Annotated in this window: 20 protein-coding genes; 13 read left to right on the forward strand and 7 right to left on the reverse strand. The window is 72.7% G+C overall.

Annotated elements, in window-relative coordinates; genetic code table 11:
* The first annotated feature begins 85 nt into the window (after positions 1-85).
* The 4 genes from ACIPPS_RS13855 to ACIPPS_RS13870 all read left to right on the forward strand — a co-directional run bounded on the left by ACIPPS_RS13855 (position 86) and on the right by ACIPPS_RS13870 (position 4,981).
* Entirely contained in the window at positions 86-2,137 is a 2,052-nt protein-coding gene (locus tag ACIPPS_RS13855; RefSeq protein ID WP_401430658.1) for a family 43 glycosylhydrolase, read from the forward strand.
* A gap of 246 nt (positions 2,138-2,383) precedes the next feature.
* On the forward strand, positions 2,384-3,193 hold the full coding sequence (locus ACIPPS_RS13860; RefSeq protein ID WP_401430660.1) for an FHA domain-containing protein: 810 nt from the start codon (positions 2,384-2,386) through the stop codon (positions 3,191-3,193).
* Complete coding sequence (locus ACIPPS_RS13865) at positions 3,190-4,650, forward strand: serine/threonine-protein kinase (protein ID WP_401430662.1); 1,461 nt, start codon at positions 3,190-3,192, stop codon at positions 4,648-4,650. The genes ACIPPS_RS13860 and ACIPPS_RS13865 overlap by 4 nt, the downstream gene beginning before the upstream one ends.
* A gap of 127 nt (positions 4,651-4,777) precedes the next feature.
* A complete protein-coding gene (locus ACIPPS_RS13870; protein WP_401430664.1) occupies positions 4,778-4,981 on the forward strand; it encodes a DUF4236 domain-containing protein in 204 nt (67 codons plus the stop codon).
* Between the two features lie 58 nt (positions 4,982-5,039).
* On the opposite strand, the gene ACIPPS_RS13875 is transcribed toward ACIPPS_RS13870, so the two are convergent.
* The 4 genes from ACIPPS_RS13875 to ACIPPS_RS13890 form a co-directional block, all read right to left on the reverse strand.
* The gene (locus tag ACIPPS_RS13875; protein ID WP_401430666.1) at positions 5,040-5,432 is read right to left on the reverse strand and encodes a hypothetical protein; all 393 of its coding nucleotides are present in this window, start codon (positions 5,430-5,432) and stop codon (positions 5,040-5,042) included.
* Between the two features lie 87 nt (positions 5,433-5,519).
* On the reverse strand, positions 5,520-6,683 hold the full coding sequence (locus ACIPPS_RS13880) for a PQQ-dependent sugar dehydrogenase (protein WP_401430668.1): 1,164 nt from the start codon (positions 6,681-6,683) through the stop codon (positions 5,520-5,522).
* A 207-nt stretch (positions 6,684-6,890) separates the two neighbouring features.
* Positions 6,891-7,715, reverse strand: a complete 825-nt coding sequence (locus ACIPPS_RS13885) for a class I SAM-dependent methyltransferase (protein ID WP_401430670.1) — start codon at positions 7,713-7,715, stop codon at positions 6,891-6,893.
* 184 nt (positions 7,716-7,899) lie between these two features.
* On the reverse strand, positions 7,900-11,187 hold the full coding sequence (locus ACIPPS_RS13890) for a LamG-like jellyroll fold domain-containing protein (RefSeq protein WP_401430672.1): 3,288 nt from the start codon (positions 11,185-11,187) through the stop codon (positions 7,900-7,902).
* Between the two features lie 535 nt (positions 11,188-11,722).
* Between ACIPPS_RS13890 and ACIPPS_RS13895 the strand changes: the two genes are divergently transcribed.
* The 6 genes from ACIPPS_RS13895 (at position 11,723) to ACIPPS_RS13920 (ending at position 19,036) form a co-directional block, all read left to right on the forward strand.
* Entirely contained in the window at positions 11,723-12,808 is a 1,086-nt protein-coding gene (locus tag ACIPPS_RS13895) for an ABC transporter substrate-binding protein (RefSeq protein WP_401430674.1), read from the forward strand.
* 157 nt (positions 12,809-12,965) lie between these two features.
* Complete coding sequence (locus ACIPPS_RS13900; RefSeq protein WP_401430676.1) at positions 12,966-14,693, forward strand: sugar ABC transporter ATP-binding protein; 1,728 nt, start codon at positions 12,966-12,968, stop codon at positions 14,691-14,693.
* Positions 14,690-15,676: an ABC transporter permease gene (locus ACIPPS_RS13905; RefSeq protein WP_401430678.1), complete on the forward strand. Its 987-nt coding sequence runs from the start codon at positions 14,690-14,692 to the stop codon at positions 15,674-15,676. Before ACIPPS_RS13900 ends, ACIPPS_RS13905 begins: the two co-directional genes overlap by 4 nt.
* Positions 15,673-16,728 (forward strand): ABC transporter permease, encoded by a 1,056-nt coding sequence (locus ACIPPS_RS13910; RefSeq protein ID WP_401430680.1) that lies wholly within the window; start codon positions 15,673-15,675, stop codon positions 16,726-16,728. The genes ACIPPS_RS13905 and ACIPPS_RS13910 overlap by 4 nt, the downstream gene beginning before the upstream one ends.
* Before the next feature lie 70 nt (positions 16,729-16,798).
* Complete coding sequence (locus tag ACIPPS_RS13915; RefSeq protein WP_401430682.1) at positions 16,799-17,815, forward strand: LacI family DNA-binding transcriptional regulator; 1,017 nt, start codon at positions 16,799-16,801, stop codon at positions 17,813-17,815.
* Between the two features lie 129 nt (positions 17,816-17,944).
* Positions 17,945-19,036 (forward strand): aldose epimerase family protein, encoded by a 1,092-nt coding sequence (locus tag ACIPPS_RS13920; RefSeq protein ID WP_401430684.1) that lies wholly within the window; start codon positions 17,945-17,947, stop codon positions 19,034-19,036.
* A gap of 4 nt (positions 19,037-19,040) precedes the next feature.
* On the opposite strand, the gene ACIPPS_RS13925 is transcribed toward ACIPPS_RS13920, so the two are convergent.
* The 3 genes from ACIPPS_RS13925 to ACIPPS_RS13935 all read right to left on the reverse strand — a co-directional run bounded on the left by ACIPPS_RS13925 (position 19,041) and on the right by ACIPPS_RS13935 (position 21,411).
* Complete coding sequence (locus tag ACIPPS_RS13925; protein ID WP_401430686.1) at positions 19,041-19,709, reverse strand: HAD family hydrolase; 669 nt, start codon at positions 19,707-19,709, stop codon at positions 19,041-19,043.
* Positions 19,710-19,719: 10 nt separating this feature from the next.
* Positions 19,720-20,685 (reverse strand): LLM class F420-dependent oxidoreductase, encoded by a 966-nt coding sequence (locus ACIPPS_RS13930; protein ID WP_401430688.1) that lies wholly within the window; start codon positions 20,683-20,685, stop codon positions 19,720-19,722.
* Between the two features lie 102 nt (positions 20,686-20,787).
* Positions 20,788-21,411, reverse strand: coding sequence for a flavodoxin family protein (locus tag ACIPPS_RS13935; protein ID WP_401430690.1), 624 nt, complete (start codon positions 21,409-21,411; stop codon positions 20,788-20,790).
* A 279-nt stretch (positions 21,412-21,690) separates the two neighbouring features.
* Between ACIPPS_RS13935 and ACIPPS_RS13940 the strand changes: the two genes are divergently transcribed.
* Genes ACIPPS_RS13940 through ACIPPS_RS13950 form a run of 3 tightly spaced genes read left to right on the forward strand, consistent with a single transcriptional unit; the run spans position 21,691 to position 22,834 of the window.
* The gene (locus tag ACIPPS_RS13940; protein WP_401430692.1) at positions 21,691-22,110 is read left to right on the forward strand and encodes a phage holin family protein; all 420 of its coding nucleotides are present in this window, start codon (positions 21,691-21,693) and stop codon (positions 22,108-22,110) included.
* On the forward strand, positions 22,107-22,571 hold the full coding sequence (locus tag ACIPPS_RS13945; RefSeq protein ID WP_401430694.1) for a DUF3618 domain-containing protein: 465 nt from the start codon (positions 22,107-22,109) through the stop codon (positions 22,569-22,571). Before ACIPPS_RS13940 ends, ACIPPS_RS13945 begins: the two co-directional genes overlap by 4 nt.
* A complete protein-coding gene (locus tag ACIPPS_RS13950) occupies positions 22,568-22,834 on the forward strand; it encodes a DUF4235 domain-containing protein (protein WP_401430696.1) in 267 nt (88 codons plus the stop codon). The genes ACIPPS_RS13945 and ACIPPS_RS13950 overlap by 4 nt, the downstream gene beginning before the upstream one ends.
* Positions 22,835-22,884: the final 50 nt, after the last annotated feature.

Below are 22,884 nucleotides of genomic sequence, written 5' to 3' on the forward strand. Positions count from 1 at the left end.
CGACAGCCCCGCGCCCACGCCCCGTGGCCGGCCGCGCCCCGCACCTGTGGCACGGCCGGCCACGCGGTCTCCCCGGAGGAATCCCATGCTTCCGATCAGCCGACGGAGCCTGCTGCGCGGTGTGGCCGCCGGGGCGGGCTCCCTCCCGTTCCTGGCCGCCGCACCGGCCGCCGCCGCGGCCTCCGAGACCCCGGCCCCGCCCCAGCGCTGGGTGGGCGCGGGACCGTTCTCGTACGTCTACGATCCGTCCACCCCGGCCGGCCCGCGCTACCTCAACGATCACACGCTGGTGAAGGCCCAGGGCCGCTGGCACCTGTTCGGGATCGTCGGGGACAGTGCGCCGCGCGGCGAATCCCCGGACAGCGCGGCGGAGACCACCTTCGCCCACGCCTCCGCGCCGAGCCCGTACGGGCCGTGGACCAGCCACGCCGACGCGCTCACCGTCGACCCGGAGTACTTCGGCGAGGAACACCTGTGGGCGCCGCACGTCGTGGAGGCCGGCGGCAGGTTCTGGATGTTCTACGCGGCCGGCGGCGCGCGGGGCGCGGCGATCAACGTCGCCACCTCGACCGACCTGTTCACCTGGACCCGCGAGCCGTCCGGCCCGCTCTTCCGGGGGCTCGCGGCGCGGGACCCGATGGTGGTGCGGGTCGGCGGCGAATGGGTCATGTACTACACCGAGCTCTCGGGCGCGGGCGGCCACCATGTCGTGGCCTACCGGCGGTCGGCCGACCTGCTGCGCTGGAGCGAGCCGGGCGTCGCGTTCACCGACGCGAGCACGGACGCGACCGTCTCGGTCACCGAGTCGCCGTACGTCGTCGAACGGGACGGCTGGTACTACCTGTTCATCGGTCCGCGGGGCGGCTACGAGGGCACCGACGTCCTCGCGTCCCGGGACCCGTTCCGCTTCGAACTCGCCGGCTACGCGGGCCATGTGGCCGGTCATGCGGTCGAGGTGGTCCGTGACGGGGAGGCCTGGCACACCAGTGCCGCGGGCTGGTTCCGCAACGGGCTGTACGTGGCGCCGCTCTCCTGGCAGGACACGCCGCCGCCGTGGCAGAGCGCCGACAACCCGGTGGCCGGCCTGGACGTGCACGGGCGCCTGACGGTGTTCGCGCTCGACGCCGCCGACCGCTCGATGCTCCGGCGCGTCCAGGTCGACCCGTCCACCGACACCTGGTCGGAGTGGGAGACGTTCGGGGGGCCTGCCGGTGCGGCGCCCACGCTCGGCCACCACGCAGCCGGCCCCGCCACCCACGGCAGGCTGGAGGTGTTCTCGCTCGCCCCGGGCGGCGCCCGCCTGCACCACCGGGTCCAGCGGCCGGACGGCGGCTGGTACGACTGGGAGGAGTTCGGCGGCCCGGCCGGCGCCGCCCCGGCCGTCGCCCGCGACGCCGGCGGTCGGCTGGAGGTCTTCGCCCCGAGCCCCGGCGGCGCCTCCGTCGCCCGCCGACGGCAGGCCTCGCCCGGGTCCCTGACCTGGGAGGCGTGGGAGCCCGGCTTCGGTGGGGCGGCGGGTGCGCCGCCGGTGGTCGGGGTCAACGGCGACGGCCGGCTGGAGGTGTTCCTCCTCTCGCCCGGCGGCGCCGGGATACGTCACCGCTGGCAGGAAACGCCCGGCGGCCCCTGGACCGGCGCGTGGCATCCGTTCGGCACCGCGGCCGGCGCCGCGCCCCGGGTGGGCCGGGACGGCAGCGGCCGGCTCACCGTCGCGGCGATCGGCCCGTCGGGCGTGGGCACCTTCGCCAGGCGGCAGACCGTGGCGAGCGGTGGCTGGGACGAGTGGCTGCCGCTGTTCGGCTGGAGCGCCGCCGCCCCGGCGCTCGCGGCCAACGCCGACGGCCGGCTCGAGGCGTTCTCGCTGACGCCCGGCGGGGCCCGGCTGAGCCACCGCTGGCAGGTGGCACCGGGCGGGAGCCTGTCCCACGAGGCCGAGTTCGGCGAACCCGGCATGCGGCTCGCCGCCGCGCCCACGGCCGCCCTCGACTCCACCGGGCGGCTGCACGTCTTCGCCGTCACGGTCGCGGGCCGGCTGCGGACCCGTGTCCAGGAGCGGCCGAGCGGCGGGTGGCAGCCGTGGACGGCTTTCGGCGATCGCGCGGTCGCACCTCTCGTCTCGGGCAGTCCCGCTCTGTGAACGGAGGGTGCGGATCGCGCCACGTGACGGGGCTTCAGGTGTTCGGTTCGCCCCGAGCGTCCCCTCGGACCCGGGCGCCGACCCTCCCCGAACAGTGACGTTCCCCACTGTGCGCGCCGTGGAACGAGGCATCCACGCCCCCGGCGGCCGGTTCCGGCGATGTGGCCAAAGTACGCCGGTGTACTCCCCGGTGAGATGAGTATCGTTCCGCTCGTCCGACAAGCGACGCGGGGAACGGGGGGTGCGGTGAGCGGCGTAGTCGTCCATCTACCGCAGGGAAGCGGTGGCGCCGACGCCGGCGAACCGCGCGGTGACGCGGTGACGTTACGGCTCGGTCCGGGCGAGGTCGCCCGCTTCGGACGGGGCTCCACGGCGGTCCCCGTCGAGTTGCGCCTCGACGATCCGGCGATCTCCCGGCTGGCCGGGGAGATCCGCGTGACCGACGACCACTGGCAGCTGACGAACCACAGCACCACCCACAGCTACCTCGTGGAGAACCCGGAGGGGGCGGGCGAGTACCTCAGGGTCCCGCCCCGACGGGTCGGGGCGCCCATCCCGTTCGAGTTCTCCCGCGTGGTGCTGCCGACGCGCGGTGATGTCACCATCTCCTTCCAGGTGTTCGCCCCCGACCACCTCTATCTCGACCCGGAGGCACGGGGCGTCCCCTGGGGGAACAGCACGGTCACCGCGTACTCCCTGGACGAGACGGCCACGTACTTCCTCGTCCTCGTCGCGCTCTGCGAACCGCGCCTGCGCGACCAGTCGCGGGTGGCGGTCCCCACCACTCCCCAGATCGTCGAGCGGCTCAGGGGGCACGTCGGCGGCGGCACGCCGACGGCGCGGGCGGTCAGCTCGCACATCGACTACCTCGCCGAGGAGAAGCTGCGCATCGGCGTCCTGGACGCCCACGAGCCGGGCAAGGGCGACCGTCGCAACGGCAAGCGGGAGGAGATCGTCGGGCTCGCGCTGCGCTTCGGGCTCGTACGGGAGGAGCACCTCGGGCTGCTGCCGCCCCTGACGGCGGCCGGCGGGCGGGAGCGGCAGGCCGCCCGATGAGGCCGCCGCACGGCCCGGGCGACACCACCGAGTGCGACCGGACGGACGTGCTCCCGCCCGGCTACCGGGTGGGGAGGTGGGTGGTCACCCGGCTGATCGGGGCGGGCGGCTGGTCCACCGTCTACGCGGCGCGGCCGGCCGACGGACACCACCCGGACGGTCCGCCGGGGGCCGGCGCGGCCACGGCCTCGAGCGACGTCGCGCTCAAGATCATGCCGACCGCCGGGCTCGCACCGCGCCAGGCGAGCAGGATCGTGGAGTCCGCGCGCCGCGAGGTCGAACTCGGACGCAGGACCGGGCATCCCCGGCTGATCGGACTCCTGGAGTCGTTCGTGCTCGCGGCGCCCGACCGGCCCTCCCTGGAGGGCGCGATCGTGCTGGTGATGGAGCGGGCGGCCGGCAGTCTGCGGGAGCTCGTCGACGCGGGGGTGCCCGAGGGCGAGCGCGGCCGGCTGATCGCCGGGATCTGCGAGGGGCTGGTCCATCTCCACCGGTCGGGCTGGGTGCACGCCGACCTCAAGCCGGAGAACGTCCTGCTGGGCGAGGACGGCTCCGTGAAGCTCTCGGACTTCGGTCTCGCCACCGAGCTGACCGGTACCCACGGATACGCGCCGCCCATGGGGACCCTGGACTACCTGCCGCCCGAGCGCTGGCGGGCGCCCCTCGGCGAACTCGGCGTGCGGGTCCGGGCGACGGCCGACATCTGGGCCCTGGGCATCGTCGTCCACGAGGTCTTCGCGTCGGGCGCGTCCCCCTTCGCCGGTGCCACGCCCATGGCGCGGGGCGCCGCCGTCCAGGAGTACGCGGCGGGGCGTGCCCCGCTGCGCATGGACCACGGGGTGCCGCCGTTCTGGCGCGCGCTGGCCGTGGACTGTCTCGCCCCGACGCACGCGGCGCGCGCCCCGCACACCGCCGAGAGCCTGCTCGCCCGCATCGCCGCCCGGCAGGAGACGCCCGGGACGACGACGCGGACGCGGAGGGGGGCGGGCGCGGGGCGGCGGCGGGGCCGTGCCCGCGGCGCCGTCCTCGCCACCGCGCTGTGCGGGATCGCGGGCGCGGCCCTGTCCTCGGACGCGGTACGGGTGAGTTCGCCGACGCCGCCGGGCGGTGCGGGCGCGACGGCCGGCACGGTACGGGTCTTCAACGCGGAGCAGGGCTGCCGGGAGCGGGCCGACCGGGAACGCCAGTGCAGTCTGGGCCTGGCGATCGATCCCACGCGGCCGTACACCGCCGACAACGTGGTAGCCACCAGGGTGTGGCACGGCGATGTCCTGGTCGCCGACTGCCAGTTGGCCGAGGGCCAGCCCATCATCGACGAGGAGGACCGGTGGTCCACCCGGTGGTTCCGGGTGCGGCTCCCGTCCGGCTCCGCACGCCCGGGGGCCTGGCTCCCCGCCGTCCGCACCAAGGACCGGCCGTCGCTGCCGGAGTGCCCGCACCCCGCGGCCGTCCGCTGACGCGGGGTACGGCGCGGGCGCGGCATCGATCTCCCGCTCCGGGCCACGTGACGCGGTGACAGGATCGTGGCGCGGCGGTGACGGCCCCGCCGCGATCGGCGCGCACCATGGAGCCGAGGAGGCCGATATGTCGATCTATTACCACCGGCAGATCACGATCATCCCGAAGCTGCTCCGGCTGAACATCGGCACGCACGGCTGGTCGGTGAGTTTCGGCCCGCGCCGGGCGCACCTCACCCGCCACAGCGGTGGCGGGCGAAGCGCGTCCGTGCGGCTGCCGGGCGGACTCACCTACCGGCGCAGCCTGCGCCGACGCCGCCGACGCGGCTGACGCGGCTGACGCGGCTGACGCGGCTGACGCCTCAGCATCCACCGTCCCCCCGCGCCGTTCAGTCGGTACGGTCGCGGCCGGCGGAGCCGCCGTCCCGGTCGGGGCAAGGGCGTGGCCCGAGGCCGGGGCCGGGGTCCGGGGTGTCGTCGGGCACCCAGATCCAGTCCTCGCCCTGGTAGACCTTCCGGCCGGGCCGGGGGTTGGGCCCGCCGTCGCGGCCCACGTGCCAGACGATGAAGGCGATCGCGGCCACGAGCGGGCTGAAGAACGCGACGGCCTTCCACGCCCCCGCGTCCCCCTCGGCCAGCAGGGGAAACCCCCGCGTCCAGAGGGCTCGACCGGCCCGCCAGGCCGCTCCCACCACCACGTACGCAAGTCCCGCGACGAACGGCAGGAACATCACCGTCATGATCGCGCAGCTCCACCGGTCACGCTTGCCCTGCCGTGACATGCACGTCCCCCTCGCCCCCGTACCCCCGTTCTCGCGACGGGTATACCCCGGCCACCGGCGGCGACACCGTGCCGGGGTGCGCCGGCGCTACGCGGGGTCGATGCGGGTGATGGTGCCGCCCAGCGCGAGGACGTACAGCTCGCCCTCGCAGCCCTGTACGAACGAGATGACCTCGCCGCCCTGGACACCGAGGTCGTTCACCGCGGTCACCTTGCCGTTCCTCAACGTGAGCGAACGGATGGTGCCGTCGCAGTAGTCACTGAACACGTACTGCCCTCTGAGCGCCGGGATGGCGTCGCCCCGGTAGACGAATCCGCCCGTCACCGAGCAGCCGAGGCCGGTGCGGGCGTACTCGTGGATCGGGCGCACGTGGTTCGCCGGCTCGACGCCGCCCCGGAAGGGATGGGTGCCCTCCATCTGGGACCAGCCGTAGTTCTCGCCGCCTCTGCTCCTCGCCGGTGCCCAGTCGATCTCCTCCCAGTCGTTCTGGCCGACGTCGCCGATCAGCAGGTCGCCCGTGCGCGCGTCGAAGGAGAACCGCCACGGGTTGCGCAGCCCGTACGCCCAGATCTCGTCCTTCGCGTTCGGGTCGTTCACGAAGGGGTTGTCCGCCGGGATCGCGTACGGCGTGCCGCCGCGCGGGTCGATCCGGAGCAGCTTGCCGAGCAGCGTGTCGAGCTTCTGCCCGTTGCCGTGCGGGTCGCCGCCCGCGCCTCCGTCACCGAACGCGATGTAGAGGTATCCGTCGGGCCCGAACCTGATGTCTCCGCCGTTGTGGTTCGCGTACGGCTGCGTCTGGGTGAGGACGGTACGCCGGGTCTCCGGCCTGAGCTTGCCGTTCCGCACGGCGAACTCGTCGATGGTGCTGGTGCCTTCGAGGTTCGTGTACGAGATGTAGAAGTACGCGCGCCTGTTGTCGAACGCGATGCCGAGGAGGCCGCGTTCACCGTCGGTGGTGGTCTCTGCGGAGATGTCGAGCACCGGCTCACCGAGTCCGCGGGCGCCCAACACCCGTACGGTGCCCGCCCGTTCGGCGATCCAGACCGTGCCGCCGGGTCCTGCGGTGCCGGCGGTGGGGTTACGCGCCGTGGCCACCTTCGTGAGCGCGATCTTCGCGGTTTTCCCCGCCTGCGCGACCTTCGCGACCTGGTGCCGGGCGTCGCGGTCCTCCGCCGACGCCGTGGTCAGGGCGAGGGAGGCGACGAGGGAGATGGTGCCGATGATCGCCGAGCTTCTCGTGCGCATGTTCACCGTGATCCTCCTGGAGGCGGCGCATGGGGGGAACCGGCTGCTCGGGGCAGTGGGGGTCGGCGCAGCCCGCGCCGGCACGCAACCGGGGTGGGGGGAAGGGGGGTGCCGCCGGCCACGGAGGAGCCTACTGGGGCCCGCGCGATTGGTATAGGCCAAGTGCGGCCCCGCGATCGGCGGGGCGCGCGGCGGCGGGCGCGGGCTCGGGGGTCAGGTCTGCGGGCGGGTGGCCGTGACGACGTAGTAGTCGAGGCTGCCCTGCTCATAGGCCTTCAGGAAGTTGCGCGGCCAGGTGCCCGGCTTCCACTGGTCCGACAGCCAGCGGTCCCAGCCCTCCCAGACGTCCGGGCCGATGGACACGGCCCGCGCGTCCGCCAGGCCCGCCCGGGTGAACGCGTCGGTCACGAGCGTGGCGGGACGGGCGATGTCCAGCCCGTCGGCGTACGACTCCAGGAGCGACGCGAGTCGGGCGCCGTTGCCCGGGTCGTCGTCCGGGGTGAAGAAGCTCGCGACGGCCACCCGCCCGCCGGGCCGCAGCACCCGGGCGGCCTCCTGGGTGAAGGCGATCATGTCGTCGAAGTGCTGGGCGGCCTCGACGCTGTAGACGCAGTCGAACTCGCCGTCGCCGAACGGCATCTCCTCCGCCGCGCCGCGTACGAACCGGAGCCCCGACGGTGCGGCCTCCAGCAGCTCCGCGTTGGCCTCACGGGCTCGGTCGAGCTGCTGCGGGTGGATGTCCATGCCGGTCACATGCTCCGGCCGGTACTCGCGCAGGGCGAGCGCGCACCCGACACCGAGGCCACAGCCGACCTCGACGATCCGCCGGCCGGCGAGCGGGCCGGCGGCGTCGAGCACCTGCCGGTACAGGTCCTCCTGGCTGCGGACACGGTCGTCGACCGAGAGCGGCCCGGCGAGATCGATCGACCGCCAGTACCCGAAGTTGATGAACCCTCCGGCGAACACCGGAACGGAACTGAGGTCGGCCGGCCCGTACGTCTCCCGGACCGCGGCACGCATGTCCACCGATTCCACCATTCGCGTCACCTCCGCGATCAGTGTGACGGCCGGAGCCCGCCCATGTCGACGGCGCCTCACCGGGTCGACCCGAACGGGGCGCATCGGGCGGTACGCGCGGTGCGGCACGCGCGGCGCGCACGGCGGCCGGGCGGGGCGGTCCAGCCCCGTCCGGCCGCCGGGCGCGTGCCCCGGGCCGCGTCGGTCACGGCCTCTCGCGGGTGTGGAGGGCGGTCACCTCCTCGCCGGTCAGCGCCCTGTCGTAGGCGTGGACCTGGTCGATGGAGCCCTTCCAGAAGTCGACGTCCGCGCCGCCCCAGCGGGCCCGGCCGACGGAGAGCGGGCCGGTGCCGACGTCCGCCGGGCCGGAGGAGGCCGTCGCCGCGAGGGCGCCGTCGACGTACAGCCTGATCTCGTTCTTCGTCGCGTCACGGACACCGACGAGGTGGTACCAGCGGCCCGGTTCGGGGGTGGTGACATGGCGGGCGCGGTTGCCGCCGGGGGTGCTGAAGGCGAAGGCGCCCTGCCCGTACTGGAGGTAGAAGGGGTTCTCCTGGCGCCGGCCGTCCTGGCTGACGACGGTCGCGTAGTTGCCGGGCAGCGCGTCGAGGGTCGCCCAGGCGGAGACGGAGTAGCTCGCGGTCGTGTCGAGCACCGGGCCGTCGGTCTGCGCGAACTGCCCCTGGCCGTCGAACCTCAGGGCGCTGCCGCTCACCCCCGGGGCCCAGGTGGAGCCCTCGGTGAGCGTCAGGTGCCTGGCGCCCGGGCCCGCGTCCCGGGCCGTGGTGCCGGCGCCCTCGTCGAGGGCCCAGGATCCGCCGCCCTTCGGCACCTCACGGCGACCGGCGGCGGCGCCGGCCGCGATGACCTCGCGGTTGATCTCGCGTACGCGCACCGGGTCGACCTTGATGTCCCGACGGTCGTACGTGTAGAGGCCGTTGAGCTCGTTCTCCAGGTCCGAGATCTGGGTGTAGACGGATCCGGAGAGTTCGGCGCCGGCGGCTTCGAGGTAGTACTTCTCGGTGTTCTCGACGTACCTGCGGGTGAGCGCCTCCTTGTCGGCGACACCGCTGTAGATCACCGTCGGCGCGCCGGGCCACATGTGGCCGGGGGTGCGCAGGGTGAAGCCGCCGTGCTCGCCGTCCATGGCGGCCCGCTCCGGGTCGGGGTAGGCCGGGTCGGTGTTGTTGTAGTCGTGGTGGTCGATGATGTCGCCCTTGCCCGAATCCCCCTTGGAATTGCAGCAGTTCACACCGCTGTGGGCGTTGACGACGCGGGACGGGTCGGCCTCCTCGACCGAGTCGGCGAGGCGGCCGGTCTCCTCACGGTTCCACTCGCCCCAGCCCTCGTTGAAGACGATCCAGCCGATGACGGAGGGCGAGCTGTGGTGCTGGCGCATCATCTCCCGCCCCTGCTCGACGAAGGCCGTGCGGCCCGTCTCGTCGGTGAGGTCGCCCGAGACGAAGTCCTGCCAGACCAGGAGTCCGAGCCGGTCCGCGTGGTAGAACCAGCGCGGCGACTCCACCTTGATGTGCTTGCGGACGGCGTTGAAGCCGAGCTTCTTGTGTGCCTCCAGGTCGAAGGCGAGGGCCTGGTCGCTCGGCGGGGTGTAGAGGCCGTCGGGCCAGAAGCCCTGGTCGAGGGTGGCGAGGGAGAAGATCGGCTTGCCGTTGAGCACCAGCTTCTGGAAGCCGCCGACCTTCTCGATGCCGATCTTCCGCATGCCGAAGTAGCTGTCGACGGTGTCGGTCGACCTGCCGTCGGTCAGCTTCACGTCGAGGTCGTAGAGGTACGGGTCGTCCGGGCTCCAGAGGTGCTGCCGGGCCACGGGCAGGCGCAGGGCGCTGTTGGCGGGGCCGGTGACCCGGCCGACGACCTTGCCGCGGGCGTCGCGGGCGACGGCCTCGGCGCGGGCGCCGGGCTGCGCGTCGTCGGACTCGACGGTCACCGCCAGGGTGGCGGTGTCGATGTCGGGGGTGGTGACGACGTTGTCGATGGAGACGGGAGCGACGGGTTCCATCCAGACGGTCTGCCAGATGCCGGACGACTGGGTGTAGAAGATGCCGCCCGGGTTGGTGGACTGCTTGCCGGTCGGCTGGTTGCGGCCGCCGGTGTCGGTGACCGCCACCACGACCTCCTGCGGCCCGGTCCCCTCGACGGCGTCGGTGATGTCGGCGCTGAACGCGTTGTAGCCGCCGGTGTGTTCGGCCACCTGCGTGCCGTTGACCCAGACCCGGGCCTGGTAGTCGACGGCGCCGAAGTTGAGCTTCAGGCGGTTGTCCTTGTCTCCCGTGCCGACCTTCCAGTTCTTGGGCACGTCGACGAGCCTGCGGTAGAACATGTGGTCCTCGTGCCGCTCGACACCGGAGAGCTGCGACTCGACCGGGAACGGCACGATGATCTTCTCGTCGAGGTCCTTGCCGAAGACGGGTCGCTCGCCGGCGTCGGCGCCCGCGAACTGCCAGGGCCCGTTGAGGTTCTGCCACCTGCCCCGTACCTGCTGGGGGCGCGGGTATTCGGGCAGGGGGTTCTTCTCGTCCAGGCGGTCGCCCCACGCGGTGGTGAGCCGGTGGGTGGAGGCGTTCGTCGCGGAGCGGAGAAGCCGCGGCACGGTCACGGTGCCGTCCTTGAGGCCGCCCTCGCCGTCGTAGTCGACCCTGACCTGCTGGCTCTTCTGGATCGGCTCGGCGAGGGTGACGAGCAGGGAGGTCCGGTCGCCGGGGGCGGCGGTGACCGAGCGGATCGGCATGGGGGTGGTGTCGGCCTCGATCGTGAGGTGGTCCTCGACCGCGGCGAGGCCGGAGACCTCGTTCTCGAACCGGGCGCGCAGCCGGCGGCCGCTCTCGTCGACGGTCAGCTCGACCGGGTGGACCTCGAAGTCGGCGGGCGGGGTGAACGCCGATTCAGGGACGAGCTGCTTGGCCATCGCCGGGGTCGACCAGCGCAGGAACATGTTCGCGCCGCCGACGTCCTGGAACATCTCCAGACGGAAGTCGTGCTCCTCCCCGGCGGTGAGCCGGATCGGCGCGCTGTTCTGCTCCTTGTCCCAGTCCGGCACCCAGTGGTCGATGACCGGCTTCCCGTCGACGAAGAGCCGGAAGCCGTTGTCCCCGATGCCGTGGAAGGTGTAGTCGCCGGTCGCCGGCGCCTCGATCCGGCCCGTCCAGCGGGCGGTGGTGTGCTCGGCCCGACCGGTGAGGCTCTGGAAGGTGCCGGTCAGTCCGGAGAAGTTGATCTGCGGGTCGAGGGATGTGCCGCCGAGTTCGGCGAAGTCCCGTGCGCCCGGGGCCGACATGCTGAAGTACTCGCCCTTCAGGCCGTGTACCTCGATGGCGGGGTGCTGCGCGGATCCGGCGGACGTCTCATGGGTCGGCTCGGCGGCCGATGCGGCGGGGATCAGGGTGCTCGTGGGCAGCAGCAGGGCTACCGCGGTCAGGAGCGCCCACAGCCTGGCTCGGGAGCCTCGGGGGCGGGTGGCAGGTCGTCGTGTCATCGAATCTTTCCTCGTGACAGAGGGGAATCGGAGGCGGACGCGGAGGGCTGGAGGACGGCGGCGTGACGGCTGGACCGCCCGGCGCGGGGTGCCGTGTCGTCGCCCCGACACCCGGGATCGCGGGAGGTGCGCCCGGTGGCACAGAGTGGCCGACCGCGACGGCCGGCCGTCATTCCAACGTTGGAAATCGGGGTGCAGCGGAATGACAGCACGCCACCCGACGGCTGTCCAGACCCCGCGCAGCCGTCGGCTGATCGCTCGTCACACGCCGTGGTGCGGTGCGGTGTCGAAGCGCCCGGACTCGTCGCGGAAACGTCGCGCCGCACTCTTGCCGCGCGCACCAAGGCGCCGTTATAACGTTGTAAAGCCGCCGTCACCGTTCGACCGGTCGGCGGCGTCGAGCTTTGAACTCCCCAGGTCAGGACCGTACTTACCCGGACACCCGGGTCTCCACCGCAGGCTGACAACGTTTCCCCACCCCCGCGCGACCGCACGCCACTCGGCGGTGCTGTCCCCCGCCAAGGAGTGTCCTCACATGACCCTTCCGATGAGATCCCGCACGTTCTCCGTCGCCTGCCTCGTGGCCGCCACCGCGACCCTCGCGCTGTCCGGCTGCGCGAAGTCCGAGACCACGAACGACGCGGGCGGCGACAGCAGTCAGGGCGCGCAGGTGGTCCAGACGCCGTCGGCGTCCGCGGGTCCCGGGTGCTCGCTGACGACGTACGGCGCTCCGAAGCTCGACCTCGAGAACGCGGTCGTCGGCTTCTCCCAGTCGGAGAAGGAGGCCAACCCCTTCCGTATCGCGGAGACGCAGTCCATCAAGGACGAGGCCGCGAAGGTCGGCGTGAAGAAGCTGCTCACCACGAACGCGCAGTCGCAGCTGTCGAAGCAGATCAGCGACATCCAGGACATGCTGGCCCAGGGCGCGCAGTTCCTGATCGTCGCCCCGCTCAACTCCGACGGTCTCGAGCCGGCCCTCCAGGCGGCCGCCGCCAAGAAGGTGCCCGTCCTCACGATCGACCGCAAGGTCAACGCCACCGCCTGCAAGGACTATCTGGCCTTCCTGGGCTCGGACTTCGTGGAGCAGGGCAGGCGCGCCGCGGACGCGATGATCAAGGCGACCGGCGGCAAGGGGAAGGTCGCCATCCTGCTCGGCTCCTCCGGCAACAGCGTCACCACCGACCGGACCAAGGGCTTCGTCGACCAGGTCAAGGCGCAGGCACCGGGGCTCGAGATCGTCGCCCAGCAGACCGGCGAGTTCGCCCGCGACAAGGGCCAGCAGGTCATGGAGCAGCTGATCCAGTCGAAGCCCGACATCACCGCGGTCTACGCGGAGAACGACGAGATGGCGCTGGGCGCCGTGACCGCCCTCAAGGCCGCGGGCAAGGCTCCCGGCGAGGACATCAAGATCGTGTCCATCGACGGCACCCGCAACGCCGTCCAGGCCCTCGCCAACGGCGAACTGAACGCCGTCATCGAGTCCAACCCGCGCTTCGGGCCGCTCGCGTTCGCCACCGCCCAGAAGTTCTACGCCGGCGAGGGCATCCCCGAGGACGTCATCATCGCCGACCGCGCCTACGACCCGTCCAACGCCAAGACGTCCCTCGGCGGAGCGTACTGAGCCGAGGGCTCCCCCGTCCCGGGTCGCCGTCCCGGAGGTACGGCGACCCGACCGCGCGGCGGCACACCGCGGGGCCGGGACGCCCCTCCCCGCTCCCGAAGCCACACCATCCAGCCGGCCCCCACCCGATCCGTTCCGTCTCCGGAAGGCCACGTCCATGGCACCACCCGAACCGGCACCGTCCGCCCCGACCGGCCCCGCCCCCACCGGCTCCGTGCCGGCGGACGCGCGGGCGGTCCCGCCGACGGTGCTGGAGGCTCGCCGCGTCGGGAAGCGGTTCCCCGGCGTCGTCGCCCTCGACGACGTGTCGTTCACGCTCCGCGCCGGGGAGACCCACGCGCTCGTCGGCGAGAACGGCGCGGGCAAGTCGACCCTGATCAAGGTGCTCACGGGCGTACACCGGCCGGACAGCGGCGCGTTGCTGCTCTCGGGCCGTCCGGTCCACTTCGCGCGTCCCTTCGAGGCGCAGCAGGCCGGCATCTCCACGATCTACCAGGAGGTGAACCTGGTTCCGCTGATGAGCGTGGCGCGGAACGTCTTCCTCGGCCGCGAGCCCCGTACGCGCCTCGGGCTCATCGACTTCCCCCGTATGCACGCCGAGGCCACCGCCCTCCTCGGCGGGTTCGGCGTCACCGTCGACCCGCGCCGCCCCCTGCACACCCTGGGCATCGGCGCGCAGCAGATGGTGGCGCTGGCCCGCGCGGTGTCGGTCGAGGCGCACGTGGTCGTCATGGACGAGCCGACCTCCTCCCTGGAGCCGCGTGAGGTCGAGACGCTGTTCCGGGTCATCGGTGATCTGCGGCGGCGGAACATCGCCGTCGTGTACGTGAGTCACCGCATGGACGAGCTCTACCGGATCTGCGACCGGGTCACGGTGCTCCGCGACGGCCGGCACATCCACACCGGCGACCTGGCCGCGCTCGACCGGGTGCGGCTGGTGTCCATGATGCTGGGCCGGGAGGTCTCCGAGGTCCGCAGGCGCGGCGTGACCAGCTTCGCGGACGAGGGACACGACATCGCGCGCAAACCCGTCCTGACGGCGACCGGCCTGGTGAGGAAGCACCAGCTCGACGACGTGTCGCTGGAGCTCCATCCCGGGGAGGTGCTCGGCCTCGGCGGTCTGCTGGGCTCCGGCCGCAGCGAGACCGCGAAGGCCCTCGCGGGCGCCCTGCCGCTGGACGCGGGGCGGATCGCCATCGACGGCGCGTCGCTCGACCGGTTCTCGTCGGCGCGTGCGATCCGCGCCGGGATCAGCCTGCTGCCGGAGGACCGCAAGGCCGACGGCATCGTGCCCGGTCTCTCGGTCCGCGAGAACATCGTGCTGGCGGCGCTCCCGCGCCTCTCGCGCGCCGGAGTCGTCTCGCGCGCCCGACAGGACCGCGTGGTCGACATCTTCATGAAACGGCTGCGGATCAAGGCGTCGAGTCCGGAGCAGAAGGTCGGCGAACTGTCCGGCGGGAACCAGCAGAAGGTGCTCCTCGCCCGGTGGCTGTGCCTCGAACCGAAGGTCCTGCTGCTCGACGAACCCACGCGCGGTATCGACGTCGGGGCGAAGGCGGAGGTCCAGACCCTCATCGACGAACTCGCCCAGGAGGGCCTCGCCGTCCTGCTGATCTCGTCCGACATCGAGGAGCTCGTGGAGGGCTCCGACCGGATCGTGGTGCTGCGGAACGGGGCGACGGCCGGCGAACTGACCGCCGACCAGGTGTCGGAGAGCGCACTGCTTGCGGCACTCGCCGACCACTCCCCCGCCGCCGACCACTCCCCCGCCCCCGAGCGGTCCTCCGCGGCGGGCCGTCCCCCCACGGCTGTGCCCACCACCGCGCCCGCTCAGGCCCCCGACCCGGCGTCGGCCACGGACGACGCCAAGGAGGACCCCCGATGACCACCCAGGCAACCGCGCCCGCGGCCGAGGAGGCCCGCGGCTCCGGGGCCCCGCGGCGCAGCGCCCCGGCCTGGCTCCAGGAGTACGGCGTGTACGCGGCGGTGGCCGCGCTCCTGGTCTTCAACGCCGTCTTCACCGAGCACTTCCTGACCGTCGACAACCTCCGTACGCAGCTGATCCAGGTCGCCCCCATCGTCATCGTGGCCCTCGGCATGGCTCTGGTGATCGGGACCGAGGGGGTCGATCTGTCGGTCGGGTCGACCATGGCGCTCGCGGCGGCGCTGCTGCCGCTGTACCTGGGCTACGGCCTCGTGCCCGCCCTCCTGATCGCGCTGCTGGCCGGCGCGGTCGTCGGGGCGGTGAACGGCACCCTCGTCTCCGTCGTCGGGCTGCAACCCATCGTCGCCACCCTGGCGCTGTTCGTCGGCGGGCGCGGTCTCGCCCTCGTGATGGCGGACGGCCGGCTGAAGCAGATCGTCAACCCCGATCTGCTCTCCCTCGGCACCGGCAGCTTCCTCGGCATCCCGCTGGTCGTCCTCGTCGCGGCCGTGCTGGCGCTCGCGGTGGCGTTCCTCGTGCACCGGACGACGTTCGGCCGCCAGGTCGTGGCGATCGGCGGCAACCGGTCCGCCGCCGCCCTCTCCGGGCTGCCGGTCAGGCGCGTGCTGATCGGGGTGTACGTCCTGTGCGGTGTGCTCGCCGCGCTCGCGGGCGTCCTCGCCACCGCCCGGCTCACCGCGAGCGACCCCTCGTCCCTCGGCACCCTGATGGAGCTGTCCGCGATCACCGCTGTGGTCGTGGGCGGTACCCCGCTCAGCGGCGGATCCATCCGGGTGCTGGGCACCGTCGCGGGCGCGCTCCTGATGCAGTTGCTGCGCGCGACCCTCGTCAAGCACGACCTGCCCGACTCCACCGCTCAGCTGGCCCAGGCGGCCATCATCATCGCCGCCGTCTACGTCGCACGGGAGCGCCGATCCCGATGAACTCCTCCTCCTCGCTCGCCTCCCCCGGCACGAGCGCCTCGTCATCCACTCCCACCGGGGGCGGCGGCGCCGCGGACCGGGCGGGGGCGTACGTCTCCGGCCGGGAACGGGTCGCCGAACTCCTGCAACGCCAGGGTGTGCTCGCCGTCCTGCTCCTCGTCGTCGTGATCGCCTCCTTCGTCTACCCGACGTTCGCCACGCTGGACAACGCGCGCGGGGTGACGGTGCAGGCCTCCTTCCTGGCGATCGTCGCGCTCGGGATGACGCTGGTGATCATCACGGGTGGCATCGACCTGTCCGTCGGCTCGGTCTTCGCGCTGGGCGGAGTGCTCGCCGCCTGGGCCTCGCAGTGGGGCATCGTGCCGGCGCTGCTCGTCCCGCTCGTGGCGTGCGGCGCGATCGGCCTGATCAACGGACTGCTGATCGCCCGGGCCGGCATGGCGCCCTTCATCGTCACCCTCGCCTCCCTGCTCGGCGCGCGCGGACTGCTGCTCGCCCTGACCGACGAAGGCGCCACCACCCATCTCGTTCCGAAGGAGTCGGCGTTCGCCACGCTCGGGCAGGGCGGCATCGGGGGGTTCGGCTACCCGATCCTCGTCGCGCTCGTCCTGTTCGGGGCCGGCGGTATGGTGCTCCAGCGCACCTCGTTCGGCCAGACGCTCTTCGCCGTGGGCGGCAGCAGCGACGCGGCCACGCTGATGGGGCTGCCCGTAGCCCGTGCGAAGGTGATCGTGTACCTGTTGAGCGGGGTACTGGCCGGTCTCGCGGGTGCGATCAGCGCGGCCCGGCTCTCCTCCGGTGTCACGATCGTCGGCACGGGCATGGAGCTCGACGCGATCGCGGCCGTCGTCATCGGCGGCACCCTGCTCGTCGGGGGCGCCGGTTCGGTGAGCGGCACCCTGTGGGGGGTTCTGCTGCTCGCCGTCATCCAGAACCTCATCAACCAGATCGGCTCGCTCAACTCCTCGTACCAGTCGGTGGTGAGCGGCGGCTTCCTCATCGTCGTCGTGGTCGCGCAGCGCTATCTGTCGCGCAGCCGAAGTAGCGTCTGACGCGGGACGGACCACACCCGCCGCGGCGAAGCCGGGCCCCTTCCGATCAGAGCCGAACCAGAGGAGTGCCGTGGGCGTCAGCCTCAAGGACGTCGCGCAGCGGGCAGGCGTGTCGATCAAGACCGTGTCGAACGTGGTGAACAACTATCCCCACGTCACACCGCAGATGCGGGCCAGGGTCCAGCGGGCCATCGACGAGCTCGGGTACCGGCCGAACCTCACCGCCCGGCATCTGCGCAAGGGGCGTACCGGCATCATCGCCTTCGCCGTGCCCGAACTGGGCAACCCGTACTTCGCCGAGCTGGCCGGCGCCATCATCGACGCCGCGGCCCAGCACGACTACACGGTGCTCGTCGACCACACCGCGGGGCTGCGCGAGCGCGAGCTGCTGGTCTGTCAGGAGTTCCGCTCGCATGTCATCGACGGGCTGATCCTCAGCCCCATCCATCTGGAGACCGCCGACCTCGTCGCCCGGCAGGAGACCTCGCCCCTGGTCCTGCTCGGCGAGCGCGAGTACGAGGCCCCGTACGACCAGATCGCCATCGACAACGTGGCGGCGGCCCGCGACGCGGTCCGTCATCTGGTGGAGCTCGGCCGGCGCCGTGTCGCGTTCCTCGGTTCGCGCACCGGACGCGAGCGCCAGCCCGCGCACCTGCGCCTGCGCGGCTGGCGCGAGGAGCTCACCGCGGCGGGCCTTGAGCCGGCCGAGACGCTGGTCGTCGCCACGGACGGCTACGGCCGTGCCGACGGAGCCGCTGCCATGTCGGCGCTCCTGGAGCGGGGGGAACGGCCCGACGCGGTCTTCGCGTACAACGATCTCATCGCCCTCGGCGCCATGCGCACCCTCACCGAACGCGGCCTGCGCGTCCCCGACGATGTCGCGGTCGTCGGTTTCGACGACATCGAGGAGAGCCGCTTCGGCGCGATCAGCCTCACCACCGTCGCCCCCGACAAGCAGGCCATCGCCCGCCTCGCGGTCGACCGGCTCGTGGAGCGGCTCGGCGGTGGCCCGGTGACCGAGCCCCGCAGGATCAGCCCCGGGTACGAGCTCGTGATCCGGGAGTCCACGGGAGAGCCCGCCCGGTAGCCCACCGGGCAGCCCGCCGGGACGGTCGTACCGCGCACGACGGACGGAACGGCGGCGCCCCGGCCGAGACCCCCGCCCGACCCCTTCGTACCGGCTCCGTCCGGTCGTCCGCCCGCCCCGAGGACTCACATGCTGCGACCCCGCCCCGCTGTCCGCCACCGGCCCTTCGGCACCGCACCCAGCGGGGAGGACGTCGGCCTCTGGCGGCTGGAGTCCCCTTCCGGTGTGTACGCCGAGATCCTCACGTACGGGGGCGTGCTGCACGCCCTCGGCGTGCCCGACACCCGCGGCGAGACGGCCAATGTGGTCCTGTCACTCCCCACGGTCGAGGAGTACGCGGAGAAGGGCCCCTATCTGGGCGCGCTGATCGGCCGTTACGCCAACCGCATCGCCCACGGCCGCTTCACCCTGGACGGCACGACGTACCGCGTCCCTCGCAACGACCGCGGCCACGCCCTGCACGGAGGGCCCGGGGGCTTCGACACCAAGGTGTGGGCGGCGGAGCCCGTCCTGGAGGCCGAGACGGCGGCCCTGCGCCTGACCCTGCGCAGCCCGGACGGCGACATGGGGTTCCCGGGCGCTCTCGACGTCACCGTCACGTACGCGCTCGACACCGCCGGGACCCTGTCCGTCGTCTGCGCGGCCACCACCGACCGGCCGACGGTCGTCAGCCTCACCCACCACGCGTACTTCAACCTGGCGGCGGCCGGGGACGTGCTGGGCCACACCTTGCGGGTCGACGCGCCCGCCTATCTGCCGGTCGACGCCGACGGCATCCCGCTCGGCCCGCTCCACGAGGTCGCGGACACGCCCTTCGACCTGACCTCCCCCCGCCTCCTCGGCAGTTGCGTGGAGGCGGCGGACGAGCAGATCGTCCAGGCCGGCGGGTACGACCACTGCTGGGCCCTGTCCACACAGGGCCCGGGACCTCTGCGGCCTGCCGCCCGGCTGGCCGCACCGGCGGAGTCGCGCGTGATGGAGGTGTGGACGACGGCACCGGGCCTGCAGGTCTACACCGCCAACCAGCTGGACGGCTCCCTCTCCGACGGCGCGGACCGCAGCCTCGAACGCCACGGCGCGGTCTGCCTGGAGACCCAGCACTTCCCCGACGCCCCGAACCGCGCCGACTACCCCAGCCCGGTCCTGCGCCCGGGCGCGACGGCCCACCGCCGCACGGAGTTCCGCTTCCCCCACCTCGCCGACGGCGGGCACCGCTCCTAGGAGGTCAGGGCGTCACCCGGGAGAAGGGGCTCCGGCCGAGCTGGGCCAGGAGCTCGGCCGGGTCCTGGTAGACGGCCTCGGCGCCGGCCTCCTCCAGGTCCTGGCGCGGAATGCCGCCGCAGAGCACCCCGACGCGGGCGACCCCGGCCGCCGCGGCGGCCTTCATGTCCCAGACGGTGTCGCCGACGAAGACCGCGCGCTCCGCCGGCACCCGCGCCAGCTCCAGGGCGTGCCGGATGGGTTCGGGTGCGGGTTTGCCCTCCTCGACGTCGTCCGCGGTGGCGGTCTCCGTCAGGGCGTCGTCGGCGTCGATCGCCCTGCGCAGCGCCTTCAGTTCGTTGTCCTTGGCCGAGGTGACCAGCACGACCTTCCAGCCGTCGCGCGCCAGCGTCCGCAGCAGCTCGGCGGCCGAGTCCAGGGCGGGCAGGCGGTCGAAGTACGTGGCGTAGAGGGTGTCGTGGGCCGCGCTCAGGCGATCGTCCCCCGTGCGGTCACGGTCGTCGCCGAGCACGTGGTCGAGCAGGTCCCCGCCGGGCAGCCCGATCGCGCGGTGGAGGGCATGCATCGGCACGGTGTGCCCCGCCTGGCGCAGGGCCTCCCACCACGCCGTGACATGCAGGTGGTTGGTGTCGGCCAGAGTGCCGTCGACGTCGAACAGCGCTGCCCGGCTCATCGCGGCTCCCTCACAGCTCCCGCAGGGCGGGCAGCAGTTTCTTCTCCGCCCATTCGAAGAAGGGTTCCTGGTGGTCGCCGCCGATCTGGACGAGGGCGACCTCGGTGAACCCGGCCTCGACGTAGGGGCGCACCCCCTCGACGAAGGCGGACACGTCGTCGCCGCAGGGGATGGCCTCGGCGACGTCCTCGGGCCGGACGTGCTCGGTGGCCCCCGCGAAGCCCGCAGGGCCGGGCAGCTCCGCGTTGACCTCCCAGCCGCCCACCGCCCAGCGGAACTGGTCGTGCGCCCGGGCCACCGCCGCGGAGCGGTCGGGGTCGTAGCAGACCGGAAGCTGGCCGACGCAGGGCTTCCCGGCGCCCCCGTGCGCCGCGAACGCCTTCGTCAGCTCCGCCTCCGGGGCGACGGCGATCAGGAGGTCCGCGTCGCGGCCGGCGATCTCGCAGGACCGGTCACCGGAGACGGCGACACCGATCGGGGGCGGTGTGGAGGGAAGGTCCCAGAGCTTGGCGTTCTCGACGTCGAAGTGGGCGCCGTGGTGGCTGACGTACCCGCCCTCGAACATCGCACGGATGATGGAGACGGCCTCCTCCAGCATCTCCAGACGCACGTGCGCGGCGGGCCAGCCGGCCCCGACGATGTGTTCGTTGAGGTTCTCGCCGGAGCCCAGGCCGAGGCGGAACCGCCCACCGGAGAGCAGCTGCATCGTCGCGGCCTTCTGCGCGATCACCGCGGGGTGGTAGCGGAAGGTCGGGCAGGTCACGTACGTCATCAGGGGGATGCGTGAGGTGGCCTGGGCGGCAGCGCCCAGGACGCTCCACGCGTACGGCGCGTGGCCCTGGGAGTCGAGCCAGGGGAAGGAGTGGTCGGAGATGACCGAGAAGTCGAACCCCGCCCGCTCCGCTCCGACGACGTGGGACACCAGCTCCCTGGGCCCGGCCTGCTCGGTCATCATGGTGTAGCCGATTTTTACCATATGATCCGAATTGCCGGAATCTCTGTATGGAAACCCCTTCTCCGGCGAGAACCACCCGGATCGCCGCGTCCGACGTGACGCGCCGTCACATCCCCGTACCGGTCAGGACGGCGGGTACGGAGCCCCCTTGAGCCGGCGGGCGAGGTGACTGGCGTGGACGGCCAGCGTCTTCGTGGTGGCGGCGGTCTTCTCGGGGGTCTTGTCGAGATCCTTGAAGTCGGTACCGTGCATTGCTTCGCCCACCCAGTACGTGACCGCGTTGGGGGGAAGCGTGAAGCCGACGTCGTTCAGGCCCTGGAAGAGGTCGGCGCTGACCTTGTGCGCGCCGTCCTCGTTGCCGACCACGCAGACCCCGGCGACCTTGCCGAAGGTGAGCATGCGGCCTTCGTCGTCGGACTCGCTCAGTTCCGCGTTGAGCCGCTCCAGCACCCGCTGGGTGACGCTGGCGGGATGGCCGAGCCAGATGGGGGTCGAGAGGATCAGGATGTCCGACGCGAGGATCGCCTTCCGGATCTCGGGCCACGCGTCCCCGTCGCCCATGTCGGTCTCGATCCCGGTCCGCACATCGTGGTCCGCGACCCGGATCACCTTCCCCGTGACCCCGTGCTCGCCGAGCGCGGCCATGACCTGCTCCGCCAGCAGCTGCGAACTGGAGGGGGCGGGCGACGGCGAGAGCGTGCAGACGAGCGCGACGGCGCTGAGTGGTGTGTTCGTGTTCGCTTCCATGAACACGCGGCTACCCCCGGATCGCGGAGTCATATCAGAGGGAGGGCGGGATTGACCCTTTCACCTGCGCACCCGCCCCCACCTGCGCCGACCGGCTCCCCGTCGAGGACGCTCCCCGCGAGCCCCGGCGACGCCCTCCCGCAACTCGTCGCCGGGGCCGTGGCCTTCCCCGGCGCTCGCCGCCCCGCGGGCTCTCGGGACCGGATGGCGCACGCGGCGGGTGACTCGCGTGTCGGTGGGTAGGCGCGCCCCAGATGGAGGAAGAGGGTGAGTCATTCCATGAGCGCCGTTGAGCGGAACCCAAGCCACGGCAGGACAGAGGAATCGGCCGGCGACCTCGTGACACGGGCGTCACGACAGATCTCCGAGCTCGTACGCGAAGAGATGCAGCTGGCCCGGGCGGAGATGGCACAGAAGGGTAAACGGTACGGCGTGGGCGGAGGCCTCTTCGGCGGGGCGGGACTGGTCGGCATCCTTGCCGCGCAGGCCATGGTCGCCGCCGGGATCGCCGCCCTCACGCTGCTGCTGCCGCTGTGGGCTTCGGCCCTGATCGTCGGGGCGTTCCTGGCGACCGTCGCCGCGGTCATGGCGTCGGCGGGGAAGAAGCAGATGGCCGACGCCGGCGCCCCCGCTCCCGAGCAGGCCATCGACGGCGTCAAGGCCGATCTGGCCGAGATCAAGGAGAAGGCACACCGATGACCAAGAAGACGCACCACGACGTAGGCGCACCCACCCCCGAGGAGCTGCGCGAGGAGGTCGAGCAGACGCGTGAGGAGCTGGGCCGGACCGTGGAGGCTCTGGCGGCCAAGGCGGACGTGAAGGCCCAGGCCCAGGAGAAGGCGGCCGAGCTGAAGTACCACGGCACCGAGATGGCCGGACGCGTCACCGACCAGCTGCGGGAGAAGAGCGCACAGGCCGCCGAACTCGTGCGGGAGAAGACGCCCGACCCCCTCCTCGACACGTCGGCGCACGCCGCCGCACATCTGCGCGACGCCGCCGCGCGCGCCGGGCAGCTCGCCGCCGAGAAGACCCCCGACCCGGTCCGCGAGAAGGCCGACCAGGCCGTGACCGTGGCGAAGGCGAACCGCACGCCCCTGATCGCCGCGACCGCCGCGCTCGCCGTGTTCCTGATCGTGCGGCGCAGCCGGAGGAACCGATGAAGCCGTCCACGATCGCGTACAAGCCGATCGGTCTCGCCCTCGGCATGACCAGCGGCATGATCGCCGGCGCGGCCTTCAAACAGGCGTGGAAGATGATCGGCCACGACGACGACGCCCCTGACGCCACCGACGAGCACCGCAGCTGGCAGGAGATCCTGCTTGCCGCGGCGCTGCAGGGCGCGATCTTCGCCGTCGTCAAGGCGGCCGTCGAGCGTTCGGGGGCCGTCACGACACGGCGCCTGACCGGCACCTGGCCGGGCTGAACGACCCGCGTCACCCCCTGCCCGCCGTCCGCGCCTCGGACGGCGGGCAG

Source organism: Streptomyces sp. NPDC090127 (assembly GCF_044746945.1).
Taxonomy (GTDB): Bacteria; Actinomycetota; Actinomycetes; order Streptomycetales; family Streptomycetaceae; genus Streptomyces.

Coding starts and splice junctions, on each gene's coding strand:
- ACIPPS_RS13870 (WP_401430664.1), top strand. CDS start 4,778: ATGTCGATCTATTACCACCGGCAGATCACGATCATCCCGAAGCTGCTC.
- ACIPPS_RS13940 (WP_401430692.1), top strand. CDS start 21,691: ATGAGCGCCGTTGAGCGGAACCCAAGCCACGGCAGGACAGAGGAATCG.
- ACIPPS_RS13935 (WP_401430690.1), bottom strand. CDS start 21,411: ATGGAAGCGAACACGAACACACCACTCAGCGCCGTCGCGCTCGTCTGC.
- ACIPPS_RS13930 (WP_401430688.1), bottom strand. CDS start 20,685: ATGGTAAAAATCGGCTACACCATGATGACCGAGCAGGCCGGGCCCAGG.
- ACIPPS_RS13865 (WP_401430662.1), top strand. CDS start 3,190: ATGAGGCCGCCGCACGGCCCGGGCGACACCACCGAGTGCGACCGGACG.
- ACIPPS_RS13885 (WP_401430670.1), bottom strand. CDS start 7,715: ATGGTGGAATCGGTGGACATGCGTGCCGCGGTCCGGGAGACGTACGGG.
- ACIPPS_RS13910 (WP_401430680.1), top strand. CDS start 15,673: ATGAACTCCTCCTCCTCGCTCGCCTCCCCCGGCACGAGCGCCTCGTCA.
- ACIPPS_RS13905 (WP_401430678.1), top strand. CDS start 14,690: ATGACCACCCAGGCAACCGCGCCCGCGGCCGAGGAGGCCCGCGGCTCC.
- ACIPPS_RS13945 (WP_401430694.1), top strand. CDS start 22,107: ATGACCAAGAAGACGCACCACGACGTAGGCGCACCCACCCCCGAGGAG.
- ACIPPS_RS13925 (WP_401430686.1), bottom strand. CDS start 19,709: ATGAGCCGGGCAGCGCTGTTCGACGTCGACGGCACTCTGGCCGACACC.
- ACIPPS_RS13875 (WP_401430666.1), bottom strand. CDS start 5,432: ATGTCACGGCAGGGCAAGCGTGACCGGTGGAGCTGCGCGATCATGACG.
- ACIPPS_RS13890 (WP_401430672.1), bottom strand. CDS start 11,187: ATGACACGACGACCTGCCACCCGCCCCCGAGGCTCCCGAGCCAGGCTG.
- ACIPPS_RS13855 (WP_401430658.1), top strand. CDS start 86: ATGCTTCCGATCAGCCGACGGAGCCTGCTGCGCGGTGTGGCCGCCGGG.
- ACIPPS_RS13895 (WP_401430674.1), top strand. CDS start 11,723: ATGACCCTTCCGATGAGATCCCGCACGTTCTCCGTCGCCTGCCTCGTG.
- ACIPPS_RS13920 (WP_401430684.1), top strand. CDS start 17,945: ATGCTGCGACCCCGCCCCGCTGTCCGCCACCGGCCCTTCGGCACCGCA.
- ACIPPS_RS13950 (WP_401430696.1), top strand. CDS start 22,568: ATGAAGCCGTCCACGATCGCGTACAAGCCGATCGGTCTCGCCCTCGGC.
- ACIPPS_RS13900 (WP_401430676.1), top strand. CDS start 12,966: ATGGCACCACCCGAACCGGCACCGTCCGCCCCGACCGGCCCCGCCCCC.